This window comes from Echinicola shivajiensis, from assembly GCF_018642165.1.
Classification (GTDB): domain Bacteria; phylum Bacteroidota; class Bacteroidia; order Cytophagales; family Cyclobacteriaceae; genus Echinicola; species Echinicola shivajiensis.
On sequence record NZ_JAHHZM010000013.1, the window covers coordinates 36,702 to 62,941 of the forward strand.

The 26,240-nt window shown below is 39.9% G+C and carries 22 protein-coding genes; 4 read left to right on the forward strand and 18 right to left on the reverse strand.

Annotated elements, in window-relative coordinates; genetic code table 11:
• Nucleotides 1–20: 20 nt before the first annotated feature.
• Nucleotides 21–605, reverse strand: coding sequence for a thymidine kinase (locus tag KMW37_RS17240; protein WP_215225903.1), 585 nt, complete (start codon nt 603–605; stop codon nt 21–23).
• A gap of 55 nt (nt 606–660) precedes the next feature.
• A complete protein-coding gene (locus tag KMW37_RS17245; protein ID WP_215225967.1) occupies nt 661–987 on the reverse strand; it encodes a 2Fe-2S iron-sulfur cluster-binding protein in 327 nt (108 codons plus the stop codon).
• Nucleotides 988–1,021: 34 nt separating this feature from the next.
• Between KMW37_RS17245 and KMW37_RS17250 the strand changes: the two genes are divergently transcribed.
• Together KMW37_RS17250 and KMW37_RS17255 are read left to right on the forward strand one after the other, a co-directional pair.
• On the forward strand, nt 1,022–2,110 hold the full coding sequence (locus KMW37_RS17250; protein ID WP_215225904.1) for a hypothetical protein: 1,089 nt from the start codon (nt 1,022–1,024) through the stop codon (nt 2,108–2,110).
• Nucleotides 2,111–2,207: 97 nt separating this feature from the next.
• Nucleotides 2,208–3,602, forward strand: coding sequence for a sulfatase (locus KMW37_RS17255; RefSeq protein ID WP_215225905.1), 1,395 nt, complete (start codon nt 2,208–2,210; stop codon nt 3,600–3,602).
• 40 nt (nt 3,603–3,642) lie between these two features.
• Here KMW37_RS17255 and rodA read toward each other — a convergent pair whose 3' ends face one another.
• The 16 genes from rodA to serS form a co-directional block, all read right to left on the reverse strand.
• A complete protein-coding gene (gene rodA / locus KMW37_RS17260; RefSeq protein WP_215225968.1) occupies nt 3,643–4,917 on the reverse strand; it encodes a rod shape-determining protein RodA in 1,275 nt (424 codons plus the stop codon).
• A gap of 1 nt (nt 4,918) precedes the next feature.
• Nucleotides 4,919–6,721, reverse strand: coding sequence for a penicillin-binding protein 2 (gene mrdA / locus KMW37_RS17265; RefSeq protein ID WP_215225906.1), 1,803 nt, complete (start codon nt 6,719–6,721; stop codon nt 4,919–4,921).
• Nucleotides 6,722–7,084, reverse strand: coding sequence for a Rod shape-determining protein MreD (locus tag KMW37_RS17270; RefSeq protein ID WP_317195585.1), 363 nt, complete (start codon nt 7,082–7,084; stop codon nt 6,722–6,724). It abuts the gene before it with no gap.
• Between the two features lie 148 nt (nt 7,085–7,232).
• On the reverse strand, nt 7,233–8,069 hold the full coding sequence (gene mreC, locus KMW37_RS17275) for a rod shape-determining protein MreC (protein ID WP_215225908.1): 837 nt from the start codon (nt 8,067–8,069) through the stop codon (nt 7,233–7,235).
• Nucleotides 8,070–8,076: 7 nt separating this feature from the next.
• Nucleotides 8,077–9,105: a rod shape-determining protein gene (locus tag KMW37_RS17280; RefSeq protein ID WP_186753510.1), complete on the reverse strand. Its 1,029-nt coding sequence runs from the start codon at nt 9,103–9,105 to the stop codon at nt 8,077–8,079.
• Between the two features lie 405 nt (nt 9,106–9,510).
• Nucleotides 9,511–10,029 (reverse strand): REP-associated tyrosine transposase, encoded by a 519-nt coding sequence (locus KMW37_RS17285; RefSeq protein ID WP_246581548.1) that lies wholly within the window; start codon nt 10,027–10,029, stop codon nt 9,511–9,513.
• 281 nt (nt 10,030–10,310) lie between these two features.
• On the reverse strand, nt 10,311–11,837 hold the full coding sequence (gene purH / locus KMW37_RS17290) for a bifunctional phosphoribosylaminoimidazolecarboxamide formyltransferase/IMP cyclohydrolase (protein WP_215225910.1): 1,527 nt from the start codon (nt 11,835–11,837) through the stop codon (nt 10,311–10,313).
• A gap of 70 nt (nt 11,838–11,907) precedes the next feature.
• Nucleotides 11,908–12,465 (reverse strand): phosphoribosylglycinamide formyltransferase, encoded by a 558-nt coding sequence (gene purN / locus KMW37_RS17295; protein WP_215225911.1) that lies wholly within the window; start codon nt 12,463–12,465, stop codon nt 11,908–11,910.
• A 264-nt stretch (nt 12,466–12,729) separates the two neighbouring features.
• Nucleotides 12,730–13,602, reverse strand: coding sequence for a geranylgeranylglycerol-phosphate geranylgeranyltransferase (locus KMW37_RS17300; protein WP_215225912.1), 873 nt, complete (start codon nt 13,600–13,602; stop codon nt 12,730–12,732).
• 78 nt (nt 13,603–13,680) lie between these two features.
• The gene (locus KMW37_RS17305) at nt 13,681–14,460 is read right to left on the reverse strand and encodes a Rossmann-like and DUF2520 domain-containing protein (protein WP_215225913.1); all 780 of its coding nucleotides are present in this window, start codon (nt 14,458–14,460) and stop codon (nt 13,681–13,683) included.
• 181 nt (nt 14,461–14,641) lie between these two features.
• Nucleotides 14,642–17,170: a heme lyase CcmF/NrfE family subunit gene (locus tag KMW37_RS17310; RefSeq protein WP_215225914.1), complete on the reverse strand. Its 2,529-nt coding sequence runs from the start codon at nt 17,168–17,170 to the stop codon at nt 14,642–14,644.
• A gap of 39 nt (nt 17,171–17,209) precedes the next feature.
• Nucleotides 17,210–17,626: a cytochrome c maturation protein CcmE domain-containing protein gene (locus KMW37_RS17315; protein WP_215225915.1), complete on the reverse strand. Its 417-nt coding sequence runs from the start codon at nt 17,624–17,626 to the stop codon at nt 17,210–17,212.
• A gap of 48 nt (nt 17,627–17,674) precedes the next feature.
• Complete coding sequence (locus tag KMW37_RS17320) at nt 17,675–17,917, reverse strand: CcmD family protein (protein WP_215225916.1); 243 nt, start codon at nt 17,915–17,917, stop codon at nt 17,675–17,677.
• Nucleotides 17,918–18,622, reverse strand: a complete 705-nt coding sequence (ccsA, locus tag KMW37_RS17325; RefSeq protein ID WP_317195586.1) for a cytochrome c biogenesis protein CcsA — start codon at nt 18,620–18,622, stop codon at nt 17,918–17,920.
• A gap of 80 nt (nt 18,623–18,702) precedes the next feature.
• Nucleotides 18,703–19,368 carry a heme exporter protein CcmB gene (locus KMW37_RS17330; RefSeq protein ID WP_215225918.1) on the reverse strand — a complete coding sequence of 222 codons (666 nt, stop codon included), beginning with the start codon at nt 19,366–19,368 and terminating at the stop codon, nt 18,703–18,705.
• Nucleotides 19,369–19,504: 136 nt separating this feature from the next.
• A complete protein-coding gene (gene serS, locus KMW37_RS17335) occupies nt 19,505–20,779 on the reverse strand; it encodes a serine--tRNA ligase (RefSeq protein ID WP_215225919.1) in 1,275 nt (424 codons plus the stop codon).
• 430 nt (nt 20,780–21,209) lie between these two features.
• Here serS and rho point away from each other — a divergent pair, with 430 nt between their 5' ends.
• Together rho and KMW37_RS17345 are read left to right on the forward strand one after the other, a co-directional pair.
• Nucleotides 21,210–22,979 (forward strand): transcription termination factor Rho, encoded by a 1,770-nt coding sequence (gene rho, locus KMW37_RS17340; RefSeq protein WP_215225920.1) that lies wholly within the window; start codon nt 21,210–21,212, stop codon nt 22,977–22,979.
• Between the two features lie 352 nt (nt 22,980–23,331).
• Nucleotides 23,332–25,842 carry a fibronectin type III domain-containing protein gene (locus tag KMW37_RS17345; RefSeq protein WP_215225921.1) on the forward strand — a complete coding sequence of 837 codons (2,511 nt, stop codon included), beginning with the start codon at nt 23,332–23,334 and terminating at the stop codon, nt 25,840–25,842.
• Nucleotides 25,843–26,240: the final 398 nt, after the last annotated feature.

A 26,240-nucleotide genomic window follows, 5' to 3' on the forward strand; every position in this document is an offset into this window, starting at 1 on the left:
GGACAAAGGGAGGTGAGGGATTATTTTTTGTCTTCATAAAAACATTTCCTGCATCTTGCTTCATAGCTTTCTTTTTCTCCAAGCACCACTTTTTGTTTAGCATCCGATAGTCTAAAGCTGTAAGAAGCCAAATCCCCACATTTCATGCAGATGGCATGTACTTTAGTAACATATTCGGCTATAGCAAGAAGCTGTGGCATAGGTTCAAATGGTTTTCCCTCAAAATCCATGTCCAGACCAGCAAGGATGATTCTTTTTCCTCCTAGTGCCAGTTTATTCACCACTTGTGTAAGATTTTCATCAAAAAATTGGGCTTCATCAATACCTACGACTTCACAATCCCCTGCTAAAAGCATGATGTCGTCTGCAAATTGGACCGGAGTAGACCTGATTTCATTTTCATTATGGGAAACCACTTTGGTTTCATGATATCGGGTATCCATCGCTGGTTTGAAGATTTCCACTTTTTGCTTGGCAATTAGGGCCCGGTTTAGCCTTCGGATCAACTCTTCTGTTTTTCCTGAGAACATGGAGCCACAAATAACCTCTATGTGACCTGTTTTATCTTTGGGGTGCTTGTTTCCTATGGAAGGCTCTATAAACATTTTCAGTTGATCTTTATCTCAATTTAGCTTGATTGAAGTATGAATAACAGGGGAATTATTCGCTATAATCCATATGTGGGAATTTGTACCGTTCATCCACCTTGATGCGAATGCTGCCCTGATTTATCTTCGTCTGGCAAGTTAATCGTTGGTTTTCTTTTAGCCTGCCCAATTTTCGAAAATATTCTTCCCTCTCGGTCAAGTCTGATAGATTTTCCTGACCTTCTGTGACAATCATCATGCAAGTAGTGCAACGTCCTTTTTTACCGCAAGCATGCATCCAATCTATAGCATTTTCATGGATAATTTCGATAACTTTGTTATCAGGTGCTTTTGTGTAAATCTCCTTGTGGTATAGGTTTTCAATTACTATTTTAGGCATCATTCTTCTACTTCATATAAGAAAATCCTTACTAATGAACGATAAAATTAACCTCAATTATTTAGAAAACTATGCTCAGACCTTTTCAGATAAGGTATGTTCTGATTATTTCGGTACTAAAAAGTACATGTCTGGGCAGGAAATTATCCAGCTTACACCCAATTCTCAGGTTAATTTCATGATCATTAAGACCCTTTTTGAGAAGTGGCAAGAAGAATTGGAAAAGCTGAAAAGCAATCCTTTTTTTGATTACCGGGATATGGCAGTGGCTTCAGCACTTAAGGAGTTTATGAATGTTCTTTCAAGGGCAATAAAAATCGAACGTGGTCATTTTGAACCGATGATGGAGGTGGCAGTGATAGACACTGTTTTGCTGGCCTTGGATCCCATGGTTTACTTTTGGGGAGAAATTGAAAAAGCGGCTTCTAACAGTCCTGCTGACCACCTTAAGGCCAGTAAGAAGTATATCAAATGGCATGGGAAACTTCTGGGTGAACTTTTGGAAAGAGGAGGACAGGCCAATTCCGATACTTTTAAGAATGAATTGAGCAAAGTCTATGAAAGGCTAAAAGCTGAGCTGACACCAGCCAAAGAACTATTGGGAAGTTTAAGTCAAGTCCTCCCGATTAATTGGGAGGAGCTCTTACCTAGTATCGAGGTGTTTGAAAAAGTAAATGAGGAAGATGCAGACATTCCTGATGAGGCAATGATTGAAGATAAAGAGACAAAAGAAGAGGAACCTAAAATACAGGAGGAAGAAAGGGAGGAAGCTCCTGTTTTTGAGGAGAAAGAAGTGTCCGTGAGCTCTGCAGAAGGAAATATAGATCCTGCTTTGGCTTGGGCTAAGTTTGAATCTGAACAAAGTGGACTTTTAAAAGGCCCCATAGATAGCTTGGAAGATGGAGTGGCTATCAACCAAAGATTCATGTTCACCAAAAAATTATTTGAAGGTAATCCAGACCTGATGGGGCATGCCTTTAAATCCATAGATCAATGTGATAGCTTCGTGGAAGCCATTGATTTGATTAACGCTAGATATTTGACTGAATTGAGTTGGGACAAGAACTCTGAAGAGGTCCATGAGTTTTTGCACCTGATATATAGGAAGTTTGATGAGAAATAACACCCAACAGATCTGATAATCTCTAAATGAATTTATAATAGAAGAATGGTGGAAGGCAGGATGAAATGCTTTGCCCATTTTGAGATAAGGAAAATTTATGAAAAGATTAACAGTCGTGGTGCTCCTACTTTTGGTGAGCACTTTTAGCCTGAGGGCTCAAAATGGAAATGGCTCGGAAAAGCCCAATTATATATTGATTGTCGCCGATGATCTTGGCTATGGTGATTTAAGTTTTACGGGGAGCACCCAGATTAAAACTCCACATATTGATGCCTTGGCTAAGTCCGGAGTGTTTTTCCCTGGGGGATATGTTTCTTCAGCTGTATGCAGCCCATCAAGAGCGGGGCTTTTGACGGGAAGAAACCAGGTGGAGTTTGGATATGACAATAACTTGGCGAATAATCAACCTGGCTTTGATCCTGAATATTTAGGCTTACCTGTAGACCAAAAGACGGTAGCTGACCGTTTAGTGGATTTGGGCTATACCACTGGCATTGTAGGAAAGTGGCATTTAGGCTATGAAGATCAATTTTATCCTTTGAATAGGGGCTTTGACGAATTTTGGGGATATAGAGGTGGAGGACATGACTATTTTACCTCAGCGCCAAATGGAAAAGGCTATAAAAGCCCTATAGAATGTAATTATAAGACCCCTCAGGAAATTACCTATATTACGGACGATAAAGGGGATGAATGTGTCGGTTTTATCGAGCGACATAAGGATGAACCTTTCTTTCTTTATGCCTCCTTTAATGCTCCACATACTCCTATGCAGGCCACTGAAGCTGATTTGGAACTGTACAAGGATATTAAGGATGAGAAAAGAAGGACCTATGCAGCTATGGTCCATAGACTGGACATAAATGTAGGAAGAATAGTAGAGGCTTTAGAAGATGCCGGTTTGAGGGAGAATACCATGATTGTTTTCATCAGTGATAACGGTGGGCCGGCTGAAACGAATGCTTCTGTTAATGCCCCATATAATGGTAAAAAGGGAATGTTGATGGAAGGTGGAATCAGGGTGCCGTTTATTATCAACTGGCCTGGACAGCTTCCTGCCGGTGAGGTATTTGAAGAGCAGGTTTCATCTCTTGATTTGACGCCTACTTTTGTCGCTTTGGCAGGGGGTGAATTGAAAGATGAGGATAAATTTGATGGGGTAAATCTGATGCCTTATCTCAAAGGTGATAAGCAAGGTGTTGTACATGAGGAAATTAAATGGAGATTTACCATCAGTGCTGCCATACGTGAAGGGAAATGGAAATTGATCAGGGTTCCAGACCGATTGCCAATGCTGTATGATCTTGAAAAAGATATTTCAGAGCAAAATGATGTGGCCTTGGAAAACCTTGATATTACCAAAAGGCTTTTAAAAAAGCTGGGCACTTGGGATGTGCAATTGCCACACCCATTGTTCTTAGAGGGCCCAGAGTGGAGAATTAGGCAGGTTGAACAGTATGATAAAAAATATCAGCTGACCCAGCCCGAATAAGAGAAGCATGCAAAAGCCGAGGAACTTTCTTCGGCTTTTTTTAATTCATTCTGCCCAATAATTGAATTCTGTGGGAATCCAGTTTGATGAATATAAATAGCAATATGGTAAATGACCAAAGAGAGGAACCACCATAGCTAAAGAAGGGTAGTGGGATTCCTACTACAGGAAACAGGCCAATAGTCATGGAGATATTAATGAAAAAGTGGAACAGTAATATCGAGATTACGCAGTAACCATAAACCCTTGAAAAGCGGGTCTTTTGCCGCTCGGCTAAGAATACCAAACGTATCAATAAGGCAGCAAATAAAGAGACTACCACGAGACTTCCTATCCAGCCAAATTCCTCTCCCAAAGTACAGAAAATAAAGTCTGTATGCTGTTCGGGCACAAAGTCAAATTTAGTCTGAGTCCCCTCTAGATAGCCTTTGCCCCAAAAACCTCCAGATCCAATGGCAATTTTTGATTGGGTTACATTCCAACCCACACCCAATGGATCAATGTCTGGATTGAAAAGTACCATGATCCTATTCTGCTGGTGACTGGGTAGTTTGGAAACTACTAAGTCCAAACTATAACTATAAGCAATAATAGCTGCACCAATTAACGTAAAGGTCAAGATTCTTTTCCAGGTTTTTTTGCCTGATAAAATCAGCAAAATGGTGATACCAGAAACAGCTGCTACAATATAAATATTGTTTTCCACTGCTAGTGAAAGTAGAGAAATAGCAATAAAGACCAGTGCCAAGACATAATATTTCTGTGGCATTCCCTCTCTATATAGCATGATAAAAAAGGAAGTATACACCATGGCTGTTCCCGTATCAGGTTGTAGCATGATCAAACTGATAGGTAATAGGATGATCAAAAGGGCCTGAAATTGATATTTGGGAAGGCTTAGGTCAAAGGAAGGTTTCTCTATGAATTTAGCCAAGGCCAATGCAGTAGCGAATTTGGCAAATTCCCCAGGTTGTAGTCGGAAAGGTCCTAATTCAAACCAAGCTCTTTGCCCGTTGATTTCTTTTCCTATAAATGGCGTGAGCAATAGAATGAGTAGGAAAAAACCGAATAATATCAAACTTAGGTTGTCAAAAAGCCGATAGTCGGCCACCATGATAATGGTAATCAAGAGAACAGCTGTGCCTATCCATACCAGTTGTTTACCTGAATTGATACTAAAATCAAATATGCTTTTAGCCGCTTGTTCATCGTAAACAGCAGCATAGATATTGATCCAGCCAATCATCACCAGGGCTAAATAAATTAATATGGTTAGCCAATCAATTTTGTTGATATATAAATCGTCTTGTCTCACTTTAGTCTCCAAAATCGCCGACCAAGACATAATTTTCTAGGTTCGGTCTTTCTATATGTCCTCTTAAATATTTTTCTATCATCAGGCTAGCTGTGCTGGCTGCCGCTCGACCACCCCAGCCTGCATTTTCTACATAGACGGCAATCGCAATTTGTGGATTCTCCTTAGGTGCAAATGCAACGAATACCGAGTGGTCCTCCCCGTGCGGGTTTTGGGCCGTACCGGTTTTACCGGCTATGGTGATGTCACTAATGATTGCTCGCATGGCTGTTCCATAAAGCGCTTCAGCCATGGCATCCTGAACCATGTCAAAATGATGCGGAGACACTCCAACTTCATGCTTGATTTGGTATTCTTCAGGTATTTTTCCAGGGTCTCCATCTACAGATTTAATCAAATGGGGAGTGTAGTAATATCCTTTATTGGCAAAGATAGCAGCAAGGTTGGCCATCTGGATGGGAGTAACCAACATCTCTCCTTGGCCAATGGATAGGGAATATATGGTAGAGTATTTCCATCTGTTCTTGCCATACATTCTGTCATACAACAAGCTTGAGGGAATACTGCCGCTTTTTTCAGATGGTAAATCAACGCCCAATCGGTTTCCAAGCCCAAATTTTTCAACTGCATCATGCCATTTGTCCAATCCAATTTGGGTGTCCGTAAACGTATTGGAAGAGACATCTTGATTGATCATCAATCGGTAAGCCTGATAATAATAGGGGTTACAGGAGTTTCTAATGGCTCCAAATAAACTTACTGGGCTGGGATGATTATGACATGCAACCAAGGCTTTGTTACAGGCAAAAGTTGTATTTGGAGTAATGATGCCCCATTGCAGTCCGATAAGAGATTGAACAATTTTGAAGATAGATCCTGGAGGGTACATGGCCATGATAGGCCTGTTAAACAAAGGTCTTGTGTAGTCATTAAGTAATTTGCCATAGTTTTTTCCATAAGCGGCCCCTGCCAACAAATTTGGATTGTAGACTGGTGCGGAAATGATGGAAAGTATTTCCCCAGTTTTGGGTTCAATAGCCACAACTGAACCTTTTTTACCTTCCATTAGCTTTTCACCATACTTTTGCAATTCCAGGTCTATGGTAGATTGAAGGTTATAGCCAGGAATGGAAGCTGTATCCAATTGTCCGTTTTTAAAGGAGCCTTTGTCCACTCCTCTTACATTGACCATCTTATATTTCGCTCCTTTTTTTCCTCTTAAAATTCCTTCATAATAAGATTCAATTCCGGAATGGCCTATATAATCACCTTGGTTATAGTAATTGGCAGAATCACGCTCTAATTGTTTGGGTTGGATTTCAGCAATATATCCCAATGCACTGGCTCCAACAGAATCTGGGTAAGCCCTGACGGATCTGGTCATAATAAACAAGCCTGGGTAATCTATAAGGTAATCCTGGATTTTGGCAAACTCTGTGTTGGAGATTTGTTTTATCAGAGGAGAAGGCTTAACGTAGGAGTATTTCCTAGCTTTTTGATAGCGCTCTATAAGTTGATCTTTTTCGATTTGGAACAACTTACAGAATTTAGAAGTGTCCTTGATGCTGAACTCTTTTGGGATGACCATGAGGTCAAAAACAGGATTATTATAAACCAGCAATTCCCCATGACGGTCGTAAACTAATCCTCTATAGGGATAGTCAACTATTCTTTGCACCGCATTTCTTTCAGCACGTCGCAGGAAACTATCATCCAATACTTGGATGACAAAAAGCTTAGTGAGTAAAACTAGGCCTACAATAATAATGACCACAGTGATGACACTGTGTCTGTTCTCATTCATTTAAATGCTTCTACTTTTTTTATAAAACAAGACTTGAACAATAACACCTATTATAAAGGTAAATACAGTACTGGACAAGGTCTTATATATCATTGGAATATACAAGTTAGTACCGATATTGTCAATGAAGAAGAATGTAAGATGGTGCACTAATATAAGTGGTAGTGAATAAGTAAGATACCATCCCATTCCCATGTTCAACAGATTAGGCGGTGTGTTGGAGTCGTATCCGCCTGTCGGAGTGATTAATTGAATCCAGGGCCTTCTCAAAAAGGCCATCATAACTGCACTGCCCGTATGAAGTCCCATGCTATCGTAGAATATGTCAATACCAAAACCCAAAATGAATGCCAAGAGCATCATAGGTATAGTTTTGATTTCAATTGGTAGCAGTAGCAAATATATAACGTAAAGAAAGCAAAAAGCCATGCCAAAAAGCACCAGGTTTTTTAATACCAGAATTTGTATCAAAAAATATAGGGCAAGTCCTATAATGGATGTAAATATGGTTTTACTGTTCATTGATGCTTGTGGAAATTTCTTGGAGTGAATCCAGTTCGGCCTCCATATTGTTTTCTACCAGATATACATAAGTTAGTTTATTGAAGTTGGTCGCCAACTTAATGGTAATGTCCAAATAATTGGTTTCAGTTCCCTTATTGACCTCTTCAATAGTCCCTACTAAAAGTCCCTCGGGGAATACAGCGTTATAACCCGAAGTTACCACTGTATCGCCTTTGCTAACATCCACGTGTCTTGGAACGTATTTCAATTTGGCCAATTGTGGATTTTTTCCATCCCACTGGGTGGATCCAATCTCATTTTTGGTTTTGATTTTAGAGGAAATCAATAGGTCAGTGTGCAAAAGTGATATTACTGATGCGAAATTTTTGGAAACACCTTTTACCCTACCTACAATCCCTTCTCCGTTAAAGACTCCCATGCCTGCTTTGATTCCGTCCTTGGCCCCTTTATTCAAGGTGATTTGGTTGGTTTGCAAGTTGATGGAATTATTAATGACCTTTGCGGATCTAAATTCATAATTGGAACTAAGCACACTGTCCAGCGTAAAAGTGACACTGTCCTTTTCTGGGGTGTAGCTGGCCAGTTTGGCCATTAATTCCGCGTTTTTTGCCGCTAGGTCCTCATTGGTGCTTCCTAAGGAGAAATAGGAAGTGAAACCATCTTTTGCATTAAGAAAGCTTCCGGTAAAACTATTGGAGCTGTTAAAGAAAACAGCCCCTTGTGGTGAATTATAACTTACGATCAGCCAGATTGCTATTGTCTCCAAGATGATGAATAGCAAAAAGGCCCTTATACTATATAGGAATAATAATATGCGTTGCATTCAATCATCAAGTCATCAGCACGGTTCTGAAACTATTTATATTTTTCAGGGCGGTACCTGTTCCTCTTACTACCGCTCTCAAAGGATCTTCGGCGATATGAATAGGGAGTTTGGTCTTCTGGTGAAGTCTTTTGTCCAGCCCCTTTAGCAATGCACCACCTCCAGTAAGGTGGATGCCATTGTCATAAATGTCTGCGGAAAGTTCAGGAGGAGCGATCTCCAATGCCTTTAAAACTGCCTCTTCAATTTTGGAAACAGACTTGTCAAGGGCAAAGGCAATCTCAGAATAGGATACTTTGATGACTTTTGGAATACCAGTCATTAAATCACGGCCTCTGATTTCATAATCTTCAGGAGCATCATCCAATTCCGTTAAGGCAGAACCAATGGCAATTTTCACCTTTTCAGCAGACCTTTCACCAATAAGTAGGTTATGCTGCCTTCTCATATAGTCCAAGATGTCCTTGGTGAAGGTGTCACCGGCGACTCTGATGGACTGGTCAGCAACTATACCTGAAAGGGCTATCAAGGCAATTTCTGTGGTGCCACCCCCGATATCAACAATCATGGAACCCATAGGCTTTTCTATGTCTATACCGATACCGATTGCCGCGGCGATTGGTTCGTAAACCATGTACACTTCCTTGGCGCCAGCATGCTCTGCAGAATCCCTAACGGCTCTTTTCTCTACTTCAGTAATGCCAGAAGGAATACAGATTACCATTCGGTGTGACTGTGGAAACATGCCTTTTTTATGTCCAGGAATCATTTTGATCAATCCCCTGATCATTTGTTCTGCTGCGTAGAAATCCGCAATCACTCCGTCTTTTAAAGGACGGATCGTTTTGATGTTTTCATGCGTTTTTTCATGCATGTTCATCGCTTCACGACCTACCGCCAAAATCCTGTTGCTGGATTTGTCGATAGCAATGATCGAGGGTTCGTCCACCACGATCTTTTCTTTATGTATAATAAGGGTATTGGCTGTACCTAAATCTATAGCTATATCACTTGAGAAAAAGTCGAATAATCCCATCCTGGTCTTTTCTTAATAAATTACGTTTGAGTTGATCGTTTAAAGTTAGCATTAACAACGCTTAAATAAAACGAGGGACAACAAAATTATTACCTTAATTTGGATTTATAATATCGAGCACAATTTTTTTTTAAATCACTTGCAATGAGAAAGAAAACTGCTTTGCAATAAAAGACATTTTCTATGTAGGAATATGCTTTTTTAGGTGATTATTTGATTTTCCGTGCTTGGCTCGGGCTGATTAAGCAAAAAGCAGTCCAAATTGTCCTTTTGGCGCTATCTTTTCGAAACTATAATGGCTATTCGGGATTTGCAATCCCGAATCTAGGTGAAGAGGATTTCAAATCCTCCTTATTTCTAGTTCAGGATTGCAAATCCTGAACAGCAGAACAGCAGACAGTTAAACTATAATGGAGCGAGTTCTATGGGGCATTTTCTGACTCCATAGAACTCGCCACAGCTACTGAGTAGATATTCTTCTTCTTTCTCAACAATCCCTGCTTTTACAGGGTTTTGGTGGATGTAGCGGATTTTAGTATCAATGAAATACTGAGAAGTGAGTTCTTCTCCATGATATCCCTCTTTCCAGAACCAAATACCATCTTCCTTTTTCAGCAGCCATAATAACCAGTTTTTTCTGCTTTCATGAGGGTTTTCTTCAATGGCTTTGATAATGCTTTTGGCCGTGTATTTTTTCAAATCCCTGATAATATCACTTAAAGGGTCTTTTTTACTTCCGATTATTAGGTGGCAATGGTTGGTCATGATGACATAGGCATAAACCAATAATCCCTTATGTTTTTGACAATGTTTTATACTCTCAATAAGAAGGTTTGTATAGACTTTGCGCGAAAAGACATCTACCCACTGCTTGACAGTAAATGTTAGAAAGTAAATTCCATATTGATCTCTGATTTTATACATAAAAGCCATATCTAAAAAAATATTAGTTGAAAAATATAAACTAGTTTAAATTAAGGAGATCATATTTGAATAACTAAGACTAGCCGAAAATTTTTGGTATTCGGATAATTTGGCTATTCGAGATTTGCAATCCCGAATCTAAATGTTGAGGATTTCAAATCCTCTTTATTTATTGTTCAGGATTACAAATCCTGAACAGCAACAACAGCAACAAATGAAATAAAAAACTCCCCGACCTTTCAGCTGGGGAGTTCTATTATATATCAGAATTGATTTTCTAATTAGTGTTTGAAGTGTCTTACTCCTGTCATTACCATGGCCATTCCAGCTTGGTCGCAGAAGTCGATACTGTCTTGGTCTTTGATAGATCCTCCTGGTTGAACTACTGCTGCTACACCTTCTTTTGAGGCGATTTCCACACAGTCAGGGAATGGGAAGAATGCATCGGAAGCCATTACCGAACCTTTCAATTCAAAACCAAATGACTTGGCCTTTTCGATGGCTTGCTTCAAAGCATCTACCCTTGAAGTCTGGCCAACACCACTGGCGAACAATTGATCTTGGTTGCTCAATACGATGGTATTGGATTTGGTGTGCTTACAAACTTTGGCAGCAAATACCAATGCGTCTTTTTGTTCTTCAGTTGGGGCTAATTTGGTTGCCACTTTGAAGTCTTCTTTGGTTTCCATGAACAAATCCTTGTCTTGCTCAATGATACCGTTCAACAAGGTCTTGATTTGCTTAGTACCACCTACTTTGGTTTTCTGAAGTAGAAGGATCCTGTTTTTCTTACCTTTCAATACTTCCAAAGCATCTTCATCAAATGCAGGGGCGATCAATACTTCGAAGAATAAGCTGTGCATTTCTTCAGCAGCTGCTTTGTCCACAGTTTGGTTGGTGATCAATACACCGCCAAATGCAGAAAGGGTATCTGCTTCAAATGCCTTAAGGTAGGCTTCTTTTACGGAAGCTCCTTTGGCCACACCACAAGCATTATTATGCTTAAGGATAGCAAAAGCAGTTTCTCCGTCAAACTCAGCCATCAATGCAACTGCTGCATCAATGTCTACCAAGTTATTATAAGAAAGTTCTTTTCCGTTCAATTGCTCGAAAAGGTCTTCAAGCTTGCCATAGAAATGGGCTTTTTGGTGAGGGTTTTCACCGTATCTCAATGCTTTGGCAGTAGTTTCACTGATTTTCAAAGCAGGGATTTCTTCAGTTTGGTTGAAATAATTGAAGATATGTGTGTCATAGTTAGAGGACACTTGGAAGGCCTGAGCGGCAAAGTATCTTCTGTCTTCAATAGTAGTGCCACCTTCATTCTTTTTCAATCTTTCCTCCAATTCACCGTACTGGTCACGGGAAGCGATGATGGTTACATCCTTGAAGTTCTTGGCTGCTGCTCTGATCAAGGAAATACCTCCAATATCGATTTTCTCGATGATGTCCTGCTCAGGAGCTCCAGAAGCTACAGTTTCCTCAAAAGGATAAAGGTCCACAATCACCAAGTCAATTTCTGGAATTTTGAATTCCTGGGCTTGGGAAAGGTCTCCCTGATCTTCTCTTCTGTGAAGGATTCCACCAAATACTTTTGGGTGTAAGGTCTTTACCCTACCTCCAAAGATGGAAGGATATCCAGTAAGATCTTCTACAGCAGTTACTTCTGCACCTTGCTCCTCAATGAACTTTTGTGTACCGCCAGTAGAGTATATTTTTACTCCCTGCTCTTTTAGAAGGGCGATGATAGGTTCAAGATTGTCTTTATAAAAGACAGAAATAAGGGCAGATTGAATTTTCTTAACAGCCATTTTTGAAAGGATTGTATGAAATAGGTTTGCGTAATTATTTTTAAACTGCAAAGGTAGGAAAATCAGCCGATTAAAGCAGACTTTCGATTACTTTTGGGAAATATTTGTATTCTAATGCGTGTACTTTGTTGGCAATGTCCTCTGGGCTATCTGATTCTTCCACAGCAACTGCTTTCTGGAAGATGACCCGGCCATCGTCATATTTTTCATTGACAAAGTGGATGGTAATCCCAGTTTCTTTGTCGCCATTTTCCTTTACTGCCTCATGGACGCGCATGCCATACATGCCTTTACCTCCATGTTTGGGGAGCAAGGCAGGATGAATATTGATCATGCTATCAGGGAAATTATGGATAAGTCCATCGGGGATTTTTAACAGGAATCCTGCTAGAACCACAAAATCCACTTCCATTTCCTCAAAGGTCTTTTCCAAGATTCCTGCTTCCATTTCGGATTTGGTAAATGAAAAACATGGAATATTATGGTTTTTTGCCCTTTCCAATACATAAGCATCTTTCTTATTAGAGGCGATGCAAATTACTTGGGCCAAGTCGGAGCCATTGAAGTGTTTGATGATCTCCTCGGCATTGCTGCCATTTCCGGAGGCTAGGATGGCGATTTTTTTCAAGTGATTACCTGTTTAGATGATCCTAAATGATTGAGGACACAAAAATAAGGATAAATTTTTAGCCATTAAGCATTTTCACCCCTAAGAAAGGGAAATCGTTATTAACCCTTGATATTGTTTAATTAGAGTAGTTAGGTGTCAGACCGAGCGGAGTCGAGATCCGTTTTCTTGCCTTCGACTCCGCTCAGGCTGACATCACTTTTCTGATAGTTTGTAAAAACGATTTCCCTGAACCCTAAGTATAAGTATACGAAAAAGTTTTACCTACAGAAAAGCCATGCTGATAACCCCGGTTAGCATGAGTAGTTTGGATAGTTTACTTAGTTGGCTGAAATGGCTTTTTCGGTCTGCATAATAGATTTTATACATGAAGAGGAAAAACAAAATTCCCAAGGCACCGAAATAAATATACAACAAGGGATTGTTGACTTTATAGGCGACGATTAAGATGGCCAAAACAAATATGGCAGCAATAATAAAAATGATGTTTTTGGTGGCCCTAAAACCCAGTACTATGGGCAATGTTTTACAGCCATGCTTTCTGTCACCTTCTCGATCCTCAATATCTTTGATGATTTCCCTGATTAGGTTGATGAAAAAAGCAAAGATGGCGTAAGTTAAAACGAGCATTTCAGAGCGCTGATAGTAAAAACCTATGATCCAAATGGCCAAGCCAGTTAAAAAGGCTACGGCAAGGTTTCCAACAAATGGCAGCCTTTTAAGTGAATTGGAATAAAGCCATAGGATAAAGGCAGCTATAAAGTGTATTAGGCCAATTTTTAAGCTCACTATACAGGCTATACCTATTCCTGCAAAATTCAAGACTGTATGAAGAAACATGACCATCCTTCTTCGCATACCCTTGCCTACAATGACTTCATCTGGTTTGTTGATATAGTCAATTTTGACATCATAGTAATCATTGATAATGTATCCAGCTGCAGCAATGATCACAGTAGACAGGATCAGTAAATAAAGATTATAATCTGAGATAATCGGTTGTCCATTAGTTTGTTTTTCGACCAAGAAGTACGCCGTCATGATTTGGGCAAAAGCCATCATCATCAAATTATCGGATCTGATAATTTTGAAAAATGCGGAAAATGAGAATGCTTTTGGTGATGATGACGTATTCATGGTTCAAAAATAGGCGAATCTATGGTTAGTGCTTAGTTATACCTCGAAAATATTGGGTTTGCTTGTTTTGATTTGCCTTTAATTAGCGTCAATAATATCTTGGGAGATTAGCTTATAAATTTCTGCTAATTGCTCATTATAATTTAAAAATTGATGGTGAAGGTCAAGGGTGTTCAGGTCTCCTCTTACCGCAGGGCCAGTTTGTGAAGATTTAGCGCCTATTTGTAGGGTTTTACTGATTTGTTCAATAATCAATGGTTGGAGCATTTCAAAATCAAGCCCCTGTCGGTTCATGATATCTTCAGAAATCCTGATCATATGGTTGGTGAAGTTGCTGGCAAAAACAGCCGCGACATGCAAGGCCCTTCGGTCTTTGGATTTGACTTGGTAAAAGCTTGATTTTAGGCTTTTGGCCAACCTTTTTAATATTTGCATGGTCTGCTGATCATCTGATTCCAACAGAAATGGAACATCTTCAAAATCCAAGGGGCGCGATTTGCTGAAACTTTGTAATGGATAGAATATACCAGTGTAGGTGGCTGAACTATAGCCCAAGATATTCAGATCCATACTGCCGGAAGTGTGAAGAAGTACACTGTTTTCGGGTAATATAATGGAGTCAGCCATTTGCTCAATGGCATAGTCACTGATGGCCATAATGTAAATCTCTGCCTCGCTATTGGAAAAGTCCAGGTCAGTTTTTACCTCAGCAGTATATAGGTTTTGGGTGATTTTTTCTGCGCGGTGAAAATCTCTACTATACACCTCAGTAATGGAATGTCCAGCATTTTCCAAAGCTGGCGCCAAATGCCAGGCGACATTTCCTGTTCCTAAAATCGCAATAGAATATTTCTCCATGGGAGTTGATAGACGATTATTAAATGATTTGGAAACCTAAGATACGGCTTTCGTTGATTGTACAAAATGTTTAGGTGTCAATCAAGACAAATCCAGTTTGGATTAGTTTATATACCATCTTTCCTTGACATAAAAAAAGTCTGCATTCAAATACAGACTTTTTATTGATTTGTAGAAAAGCTTATTCAAGCCCTTTATCTCTCATTTTTACAAATTCATCATATCTTCTATAAATGGCTACACCAAATCCTATCAACATAATAATGGTGCCGATCCAAAGTATATTGATATGTGGCTTAACCAATGCCTTCATCACCACATAATCTTTTTGATAGGTATTGACCTTGAAGGAGAATTTATTGGTTTCAGGTGAAATATTATCCACTTGTACCTTTACTCCCAGATCATTATTAACCGAAGGAATTTTACCCACTGAATTCCCACGGATCAAAAATATGGGATCCAGTTGAATTTCAGTATCATGGTCGTGAATGGTAAGATTGGCTTTAACCGCCACATCACCTTCTTGAAGGTCCACACCTTCCACCTCATTCAATACCTCACCACCTTCGAAAGTAGTTACATAGTCCGCCAAATGGAATTGCTCTCCAGGAGATGCTTCAAAAACTTTATCTTCACTCCACTCTGGATCATCATAACTGTTGATGGCAGAAACGTGCGTGTAAAGGTCCTTCTGTAAGAAGTGTTTTGAGTCAGGAGATGAAATCAGACCCATAGTAGGGTTTGGCTGAGACATTGGGAACAAAGTGAACTGCAGTTGTTGATCTTGGTAATACTCAATCTCAAAATAGCTGTTTTCCTCTAGTACAATTTTTACTTTATCGCCTTTCTTATGATAGGTCTTACCATCAATAGTGATGTCTTCTAATGCAATGGCTTCATTGACATTGTCAGTAGACTCCAATTTGTTGACACTTACATAACCAGGTACTCCTTCTAGCTTTTTGTTTCTACCTCTATACACCACTTCATAGTCCTTCATCTGAAGGGGCTGGTTGATCCAAAGCAGTACATTTTCCTTGTTCAGCTCATCTTCCCAGTCCTTTTTATAGGTCAAGCCGGACATGTTAATGGAGATCACATCTGAATAACCTGAAGAGAACATTACTCCCATCAGGATTAATCCCAAGCCTATATGCGCCAAAGAACCACCAGCTAATTTAAAGGTGGACTTTTTGAGTAGTCCGGCCAGTATTGTAGCGTTGGCGACAATGGTGAAAGTACCTGCCATGACAATGACCATATAGGAAATATTGAATACTTTGGCTACTGTAATAATTACAGCTGCTATAAGTAGAGAAATGATATATGGTGTTGCAAGGGCATTTTTAAGCTCCTTTTTGTCCATCTTCTTCCACCAGAAAAACTGCCCCACAGCTGTGAGCAATGCCAATACCACTCCAAACCATAATTGGAATTTGGTGTAGAAAGTTACTGGATCAGCAGGAGGTGCCATATTGGAGATGCCTCCAAATGCTTCTACAATTGCATTAAATACAGGGATGGAAGTAGGCAATATAATTTGGAAAGCCATCAAGCCTAAAGTGGTGGCCCCAATGAATATCCAAAACTCTCTGGAATATACAGAAGCTTCTTTTTCAGAGGTAGGGATTTTGTTCCATGACCTTGCCGAGAAATATATGGCCACGAACATGAAAAAGAAGAGATAAATCAGTAATTGCCCTGATAGTCCCAAATCTGTAAAGGAGTGTACAGAAGTGTCTCCCAATACACCTGACCTTACCAAGAAGGTAGCGTATAATACCAGGATAAACTGTAGGGTGACGAGAACTATGGAGGTTTTTAATGCCGTGCTACTTTTCTTAAAGGTGATCATGGTGTGGATAGAAGCCACGATGATCAACCAAGGAACAAAAGAGGCGTTTTCTACCGGGTCCCAATTCCAATAACCTCCAAAGTTTAGTGTTACATATGCCCAGTAGGCGCCCATGATTATTCCCATACCCAAAATCAGCGCAGAGAAGATGGTCCAAGGTAAAGCTGGTCTAATCCATTCTTTAAACCTTCCGGTCCATAGGCCAGCCATCAAATAGGCAAAGGGAACTAATGTGGAGGCATAACCCAAGAATAACGTTGGGGGGTGGATGACCATCCAGATATTTTGCAACAATGGATTTAGTCCCGTTCCATCTTCAGGAACGAAATCAGGATTAATTTCAAATATAGGCGCATTGGCTACTTCTCTTAATAGGATAAATGGAGAACTTCCTATCTTTAAATCTCCGATCACAACACCTAAAATCATGGATACAAGGAAAGCTTGCACCAAGGAGAAAACGACCATTACTGGACCCTCCCAAGATTTGTTGGTGTGGATAAGTACCAATCCCAGAATTACGTCCCAAAATATCCATAGGATAAATGAGCCTTCCTGTCCCTCCCAGAAACTGGAGATCATATAGTGAACAGGCAATGATTTGGAGGCATGCGAATAGGCATAAAAGTATTCAAATCTGAATGTATAAATTATATAGAAAAGTATTGCTGCTATGGAGACAGCAGAAAAGGCATGAATATAGAAGAAAACCCTGCTGAATTTTCTCCAGTTGGCTTTTTCTATTTCAGAAACTACCGTGTATTGATAATAGGAGTAGGCCGTGACAAGGGAGCTAACAAAAGCCAAAATCACCATGAAATGGCCGAGGTTACCTATAAAGGTATTGATCATAATTTTAGAGAAAATCTAAGGTGCAAAATTTGATGAAGATTACATGGAGGCTGCTTTAAGCTCCGTTTCCTGATATTTTGAAGGACACTTCATCAATATTTTATCTGCAACAAACATTTTTTCATTTTTATAAGAGCCTATAACCACTACCTGCTCAGAACGAGTGAAGTCAGAAGGAACGGGTTCATTATAATAAACTTGTTGCACAGTGCCATCGTTGTCTATCATGGTAAAGGTAAAAGAGGTTTTGTCCTCACTTACTTCCAAGCCTGTGACAGTACCCATGCTGTCTTTGGTCAGTTGACCGACAACATGTATCGGCGCGTCATCCCCACTGTTGGCCATTTCTTTGGCTGTGGAAAAACTCTCGTATGAACTGGCATCTCCAATTGAGGAAATGATTATCATAATGGCCACTGCAATGATACCCAGTCCTATTATATGTCCCTTTTTCATGTTTAATCTTGTTGACTAAAATCCTTACGCAAATCCTTTGCTTGGGGTTTAGCTGTTGAATTCCTTTTCTAGCCGTGAGAGTTTTTTGTCGGTTCCTACTAGGTAAACCAAAATACCTCCCATAACAATTCCAATTATGCCAACCAAAACGTAGATTTTTCCGTTTTCGCGCATTTGGTCAGCCATGTCTACACTGTAATTCTCGTAATCTTCAGTTTTGATTTCTGTTTTTTCCTGGGCCACCACCTGAAGGCTGATGAAAAGCAGGAAAACCACTAACCACTTTCGCATTTAATGTTGATTAATAATTTTATCTTCTAATTTTCTTTCTAATCTCTTTGCTCTTATTCTAAGGTTGGAAAGCCAAACACCCAATAATGTCCAGGCAATTACTGCAGGGTAAAATACCATGCGGAGCTTGCTGTCCATATCGTAGGCATTGAAGCCTGGGTTGCCACCATTTCCTGGGTGTAGACTGTCAGTAAGACGTGGCAAAATAAAAATCAACGGGATAAAGGCCGCAAAAGCAAAAATATTATATACAGCGCCAATTCTGGCTCTTTGATGAACGTCAGTTAGCGAATTCCTTAAGATGAGGTAAGCGAAATACATCAACAAGCCTATGGCCGCTGCATTTTGCTTAGGGTCTCCACTCCAATAATCGCCCCAGGTAAACTTGGCCCAAAGCATACCGGTAATGATGCCGAGTACGCCAAATAATATGGCTGCATTGGTGAATTCCAAGGCCACATCATCGTCCTGCAGATTGCCGGACCTGAGGTATTTTACACTATATGCCACTGCCACCATCAGCATGAGAATCATCCCAAACCACATGGTCACATGAAAATAAAGTGCGCGGATTGTTTCGTTGAGAATGGGTAATCTAGGTACTTCAAATAGAAGACCGGCGACAATCGTGTATGCTAATAGTATGATCGCCAATACTTTCCACCAGTGTGCTCGCATTTTGATAAATTTGCTATACAAATGCAAAAGTAAGGTATAAGTTCCTCATTTTCGACCTTTTCCTTAAAAAGTTACATGGGCGGACGCTCCCTAGTCTGTAAACTCTCTTAGCTTCTCCAGAGATAGGGGAAGAGTATATAAGCCGTAACGCCAATTATTGCATTTATAGCTAAAAGGGTGAAAAGTTTATCAAGGCTTATTCCTCTGTCAAGACCATCTATCGCATTTTTTGAGATTCTTATGGCCATCAAAAGTATAGGAATGATAATAGGGAAACTCAAAATGGCCATTAAGGTGGCATTGTTACTTGCTTTGGAAGCGATGCCTGAAACCATGGTAAGACAGGCAGAAAATCCAACCGACCCTAGTAGTAGGTTGAGGATGAACATTCCCTGGTCCTGAACCGGGTTACCCAAAATGATGCTGAATACAGTATACCCCAATAGGGCCAATATCAAGGTCAGAAGCGTATTATAAATTATTTTTGATAGTATAATTGATTCTGGAGAGGCAATCATATAATAATATAGCTGTCTTCCCTGGTGTTCTTGGACAAAGCTTTTGGCGACAGCATTGACTGAGGAGAATAATATAATGATCCAATAAAGTGCATTCCAAGTAGGGATGGAAAGGTTGCCCTGCTTGGCACCGACACTCAGGTAAGTGATGAACACTGCGCTGACCACATATAATAGGATACCGTTGAGTGCGAATTTTTGTCTCCACTCTAGGGTGATTTCCTTTTTGATCAAAACAATTATTTCATTCCACATAGCGGCACAAATATAGGAAAGATTGGTTTAGCTGAATAAGATGCTGTCAAGTTGTTTTTTTCTAATAGGGGCTGAAATAGAAAATGCCTTTTCAGAAAGTCCTGAAAAGGCATTTAGCATGATGGATAGATGAGAATTAATCAATCCATTCAAAGCCTAGATAAGGAACCAGTACCTCAGGCATCTTAATGCCTTTTTCCGTTTGGTTGTTTTCCAGAATGGATGCCACAATTCTCGGTAAAGCCAATGCACTTCCGTTTAGGGTGTGTGCCAAGACTGTTTTCTTATTTTCATCCTTGAACCTGAGCTTTAGTCTATTGGCTTGGTATGTTTCAAAGTTACTTACTGAACTTACTTCAAGCCACATTCCCTGAGCGGCTGAGTAAACTTCCATATCATACGTAAGGGCAGAAGTAAAGCCAGTATCTCCTCCACAAAGTCTTAAGACGCGGTATTGAAGACCTAGTTTTTTTAAGAGTCCTTGAACGTAAAGGCTCATGTCTTCCAAGGCTTCATATGATTTGTCCGGGTGACTAATCTGTACAATTTCCACCTTGTCAAATTGGTGCAATCTGTTTAGTCCTCTCACGTGGGCACCCCAGCTGCCCGCTTCCCTTCTAAAACATGGCGTAAAGGCAGTGTTTTTTATAGGGAGATCAGATTCCTTGACCATCACATCCCTGTACATATTTGTCACAGGGACTTCAGCTGTTGGGATCAGGAAAAGGTTGTCTGCAGTAGCATGGTACATTTGACCTTCTTTGTCAGGTAACTGACCAGTGCCATAACCGCTGTCCTCGTTGATAAGAATCGGTGGCTGAACTTCATTATAGCCCTGTTTGGTAGCTTCATCAAGGAAAAAGTTGACCAAGGCTCTTTGAAGTCTGGCTCCTTTGCCCTTATAAACAGGAAATCCAGCACCAGTGATTTTATTCCCTAGTTCAAAGTCTATGATGTCGTACTTTTTGATCAAGTCCCAGTGAGCCTGGTTGCCCGCGTATAAGTTGGGTGTTTCACCGTGTTCAAATACCACTTCATTGTCCTCTGCTGATTTTCCTGCAGGAACAGAACTATGAGGAATATTGGGGATATTATATAATAGCGAGCGAAGGGAATCTTCGGTCTCGTTATAGCTTTCTTCCAAGGATTTTATTTGGCCTTTGATTTCAGCTGTTCTAGCTTTTACTTCATTGGCTTCATCTTTTTTGCCTTCTTTCATAAGCATTCCAATTTTTTTGGAAATGCTGTTGGATTCGGCTTGAAGCTGATCTCTCTCTAATTGAGTTTCTTTTCTTTTTTTATCTAAATCCAGGACATCCTGCAGTTTTTGAGCTGCCTCAGGGAAAAAACGTTTGTTTAATCCTTCTACTGCCTGATCAAAATTGTCACGAATAAAATTTACTTGTAGCATGTGTATCGCTTAGCTTTATTTAGAATTGCAAAGATAATGATTTCATATAGAGCAAAAGGATTGCTAAGACAAAAAAAAGAGCTGGTGTATTTTTTGTAGATTATTCCTGATAACAAAGCTCTTTAAACTCCGTATATATTTAGGAAATATACCTAAAAATGGCTTTCAAAGTCATTGGGGCTAAAATAATTAGGCCCTATTTATTAGGGAAATCTAACAGGGTAAGCAAAATAATTTCACAAAAAAAAATATCCTAGAAGAAAAAGTTTGCGTATTAAAGTTGCTTACTGTAATATTGTGATATCAAAAAGTTCATGATCCACGCCCTGTGGATCCATCTAAATTCACAGATATCTTTTTATACCAATCAATTAAATAGTCACAGTACTAATTTCAATTAATCACATCAAGTACATCTTATACGTTTTTTATGTATAATATTGAAGAACTAAAAATCAGATTGCTATCTGAATTAAAGGAGATAGCAGAAGAACTTGGGGTTAAGAACTTCAAGTCCCTAAAAAAGGATGATCTCATTTATGCCATCTTAGATCAGCAAGCTATCACCCCAGAGAAAGCCCTTCCAAAGAAAAAACCTTCAAAAGCTGAAACTGAGAAAGTCCAAACTGAAGAAAACAAAGCTCCGGAAGTAGTAGAAGAGAAAAAGGAAAGCAAGCCTAAGTTCAAAAGGCAGAATGTTTCCGATGTTAAGAGTGAGGCTGTAAGTGAAGAGAAGCCAGTTAAACCTGCTCCAAAAAGAGAAAAAGTAGAGGAAAAACCTGCTGAGGCAAGTCATAAGCCTAAACCAAAGCCTAGGGAAAAGCAGGAGACAAGTGCTCCGGAAGTTAAAGCCCAAGCAAAAAAAGAAGAAATTTCTGCAAAAGCTGATGAAGAAAACAAGCCTAGAAGCTTTAGACCTAGAAGAAAGGCTGTGGTGGATGAGGAAGCCCACCGAGTAGCGGTAGAGCGTCCGGCAGATGCTGATGCAGATATTCCAAAAAGAAAAAACATAAAAAGCCAAGAAGAGGCTTCATCTGTACCGACCAATGGCAATAAGAAAAAGTATTCAGTTGCCGTTAAGGAATTTGATGGGATTATTGAAAATGAAGGGGTGCTTGAGATTATGTCTGATGGATATGGTTTCTTGAGGTCCTTGGATTATAATTATTTAGCTTCTCCTGATGATATTTATGTCTCCCCTTCTCAAATCAAGTTATTTGGATTGAAGACCGGAGATAATATCAAAGGTCAGATCAGGCCACCAAAAGAAGGTGAAAAGTATTTTGCCCTATTGAAGGTGAGCTCAGTAAACGGTAAGACTACTGAGGAAATCAGAGATAGGATTCCATTTGAATACCTTACCCCATTATTCCCTGAGGAGAGATTGCAACTGACCACTAGGGCAGATAACTTCTCTACTAGGATTGTCGATCTTTTTGCTCCAATTGGTAAGGGGCAACGTGGTATGATTGTGGCTCAGCCGAAGACCGGTAAAACTGTATTGCTTCAAAAGATAGCCAATGCCATTGCGGAAAACCATCCTGAATGTCATTTGATGATTCTTTTGATTGATGAACGCCCAGAAGAGGTGACTGATATGGCGAGGTCTGTAAAGGCAGAAGTGATTTCTTCTACATTTGATGAACAGGCTGAACGTCATGTAAAGGTTTCTGCTATGGTTTTGGAAAAGGCCAAAAGAATGGTGGAATGTGGTCATGATGTGGTTATTCTTTTGGATTCCATTACCAGGTTGGCCAGAGCCTATAATACGGTAGTACCATCGTCAGGAAAGATCCTTTCGGGTGGTGTGGATGCCAATGCACTGCACAAGCCTAAGCGTTTCTTTGGTGCGGCCAGAAATGTGGAGAATGGTGGTTCTCTGACCATCATAGCTACTGCTTTGGTAGAGACTGGTTCCAAAATGGATGAGGTAATCTTTGAGGAATTCAAAGGTACTGGTAATATGGAATTGAGTTTAGATAGAAAACTTTCCAACAGAAGGATCTATCCAGCTATCGATGTTCCTGGTTCTGGTACTAGGAGAGAGGATCTATTGATGGAGAAAGAAGAGATGCAAAGAGTTTGGATCCTGAGAAAACTGATGTCCGATATGACTTCACAGGAAGCTATGGAATTCTTGCTCCAGAGAATGAAGGGTACTCGAGACAATGCAGAGTTTTTGATCAGTATGAACGGATAGGGCTGAATATCAATAAAATACCTAAATCCCCATTCTTGAAAAAGAATGGGGATTTTTTTGTGTCATTTCAAATAAGTGTTTTTGTATTTTTTTGTAAATATTTTGTTATTCAAAACATAATTTCGCTAATCTACAATATTTTAATTTTTTGTTTTATATATTTGTGTGTATACGTTGATTAATAGAATAATGTATGGATTTATTTGTTGTTTGAAATACGTTATTTCTACGATGAAATAATCTAGGGAATTATTTAAACTTAATTCTATCCTTTTTGATAAGACTTGACTCACCATTAGGTCTTACTTTGGCTAAGAGTTTAAGTGCATGTTTTATCCACACTGAAAGATGCATGAAACGATCGATAAAATTAATTTCATCTCAATATACCCTGATATTGATTATTGGGTTATGTATTTGGCTAAGCCCACTTTTTGGACAATCCTGCTTTGCGGAAGGTTCTGGAGATTGGGGGACGGCTTCTGATAGATGGAGTTGGCTTTGGGTGCCTGCCAATAGCAGTTCATCCAACACGGGGTATGGTACGCGGGGTTTTATGATGTTGCCTTCAAACACAGATAATTACAATCCCGACCACCGATTTTATGTTTATGTAAAGGATGGGGAGACTGTTTATTGGGGATTTAGAAAGCGGAGTGGAGGTGATAATATGCGGGTACGGTGGTTGTATGATGATACTGATACCTCCTTTTTTCCTACCGGCACAGGTGGTGATATGGTGGAAATCGATGATGAATATTACGATGCTGGTTCAGATGGAGCTGATCAGGGCAGACCTGGGGATGCGCTTGAGGCAGCCAGTGGACCAGATGCCATAGTTGGGGGAAGCGGATATGATGCTTTTTGGTTTACTAATAATACCGGGGCTGACAGGGCTTTTTGGATTGAGATTTCTGATGAAGATGGTGATATCATTGGAAATGGGTTCCAGATTGATTACTGGGATATTACAGTCGTCAATGCTTCTGATGAGATCCAATCAGGAAGGGTGTACTGTAAGTATTGGAGTGTGTACAATGGGCTTCCTAGTGAAGAAGGGGTGGCAAACAGTCAATCCTTTCATGATAATTTTGGTTTTTTTGTGCCTGTAGATGATACTTTTGGAGGCGATGGGGAGTCCTATTTTGTCAAATACGCGCATTTTGGTGGTGCCAATGGTGGCTATGTTAATTTTTTCGCCAATGCTGATGGTCCTAGAAATGATCAAGGAAGTCATACCGAAAACAGGAAGTCCATTTCTGGAACTTCTTCCAATTACCAATATCCACTTTTCTTAAATGATCCAGATCATGAATTTTGGCCGACTACCGATGTACCTACAGCTACTTTAGATATCGTCTATCAGGAGAAGGTTCCCAGCGGAACTGGGGGCGAGGCTTGGGTAGAATTCAATATTAGCCTTCCGGGAATAGTAGATGTATTGATTGATCTAAATGGAAATGGAGTCTATGATGGTGGTGTAGATATTATCATGAGTGAAAGTTATGCTGCTCCAGGTGATTACCAGATTTATTGGGATGGAGAGGATGCCAATGGTAATGTGATTGTAAGTGGTTCCCAGATTGAAGTTTTTGCCGCCGTAGTCTTTGCCCCCGTACATTTCCCAGTATATGATATGGAGCAGAGTTTAGGGATTACCATTACCAATGTCCGGCCTGGGGATCCAGAGAATAATGACATTTACTGGGATGATTCTGGAATTTCCGTTGATAATGAGCAGTCCTTGGAAGTAAATGTAACTGGAGAAGCTGGGACTTCACATATTTGGTATGCAGATGGGAATGAGGGGTTCGGGAACGAAAACACCATCAATACTTGGGCGGCTTCCTATTATGCAGAAGTCAATGAGGAAGACGGTTATCGGTACCTGACTTTTCAGGGGAATGTGTTTGATGATGAGGATGGCTTAGATGATAATTTGGTGAGTGGACTTCCTACTCTGGCTACGGGGCTTTATGCATTGATCGTGGATGAATCAGATCTGGTAGTGGCCTCTGCACCGGTTTTGGTAGATGGAACATATACGATTGATCGGGTGCCAGATGGTGTATATAAGGTGATTCTCTCTATTGTAGATGCTTTGGAAGGGGAGCCAAGCCCTGCTCCTTCCTTGCCGGAGAGCTTTGAAAATTCAGGGGAACAATTGGGAACAGATGTAGGGGTAAATCTAATGGGTGAGGATGGGGTCTTGGAGGCTTTTAACTTGAACAATACTTCAGTAGTCAATGCCAATTTTGGATTGAGAGTTTTGGCAGTTCTGCCCGTTGCTTGGGAAGATTGGCAAGTCGATTTTATAAGTTCGAATAGAGACGCATTCGTCAAATGGACTGTCAGCAGAGAATGGGAGAGTAGTCATTATGAAATTGAAAGATCTGTAGATGGAGTCGAAGCATTTGAAAAGATTGGAGAAGTGCAGGCGGTGGGTTGGACAGATGAGTTAGTTGAATATGAGTTCAATGATGTGTCTTTGCCTTCTAAAGGAGCCGTTCTTTATTACAGGATTAAACAAGTTGATTTGGATGGAAAATTTTCTTTTAGTGATGTAAGATCCTTAGGGATTCCAGAAATTTCGTCTATTGCTAGGGTTTGGAAGATTTACCCTAATCCTGTAGTTGGTAATGAATTATCAGTGGAGGACACTCGTAGTGTAACTGCTGCAAATGATCCATTAAGGTTTAGGTTGGTGGGAGTTTCCAGTGTTTCACCTTATATGGATGTTTTGGGGGAGGAAATGTTAAGCTTGGAATTGCGAAGGTTGTTGGAAAACGCTGGGAGTGGCTTTTATTTGCTTGAAATTCAATGGGATGATAAGAAAGAAATGTTAAAGCTGATTAAGCGATAGTGAATGAAAGAACGACGATATTGGTAAATCTGATTATCTGACCAGTTCTTACTTCTCACGGATTCCACAGATCTACTTGGAGGAAGACAGGTTTACACAGAATAAAACCTCATTTTTCTGACTCTTAAGTGCTTTTTGAAAGAATATTTTCTGTTCAAAAGCTACTGGTGTCCTTAATGATATGCACATTTTTTAATATGTTGCTGCCTTTTTAAGCAGTGACTCAATAAATCAAACATTTTAATACAAGCCTTGATCTTGCATCTGGTATTTTTTATGTGATTAATTATCAGTGAGTTTTGTTGAAAATGTTCATTTTTTTTGTTTGAGCTCAGTTGAGCTTATAACTCTAATAATTATTACTCCACATCAATTTTGTCGGCTGGTTTTTGTAAAAA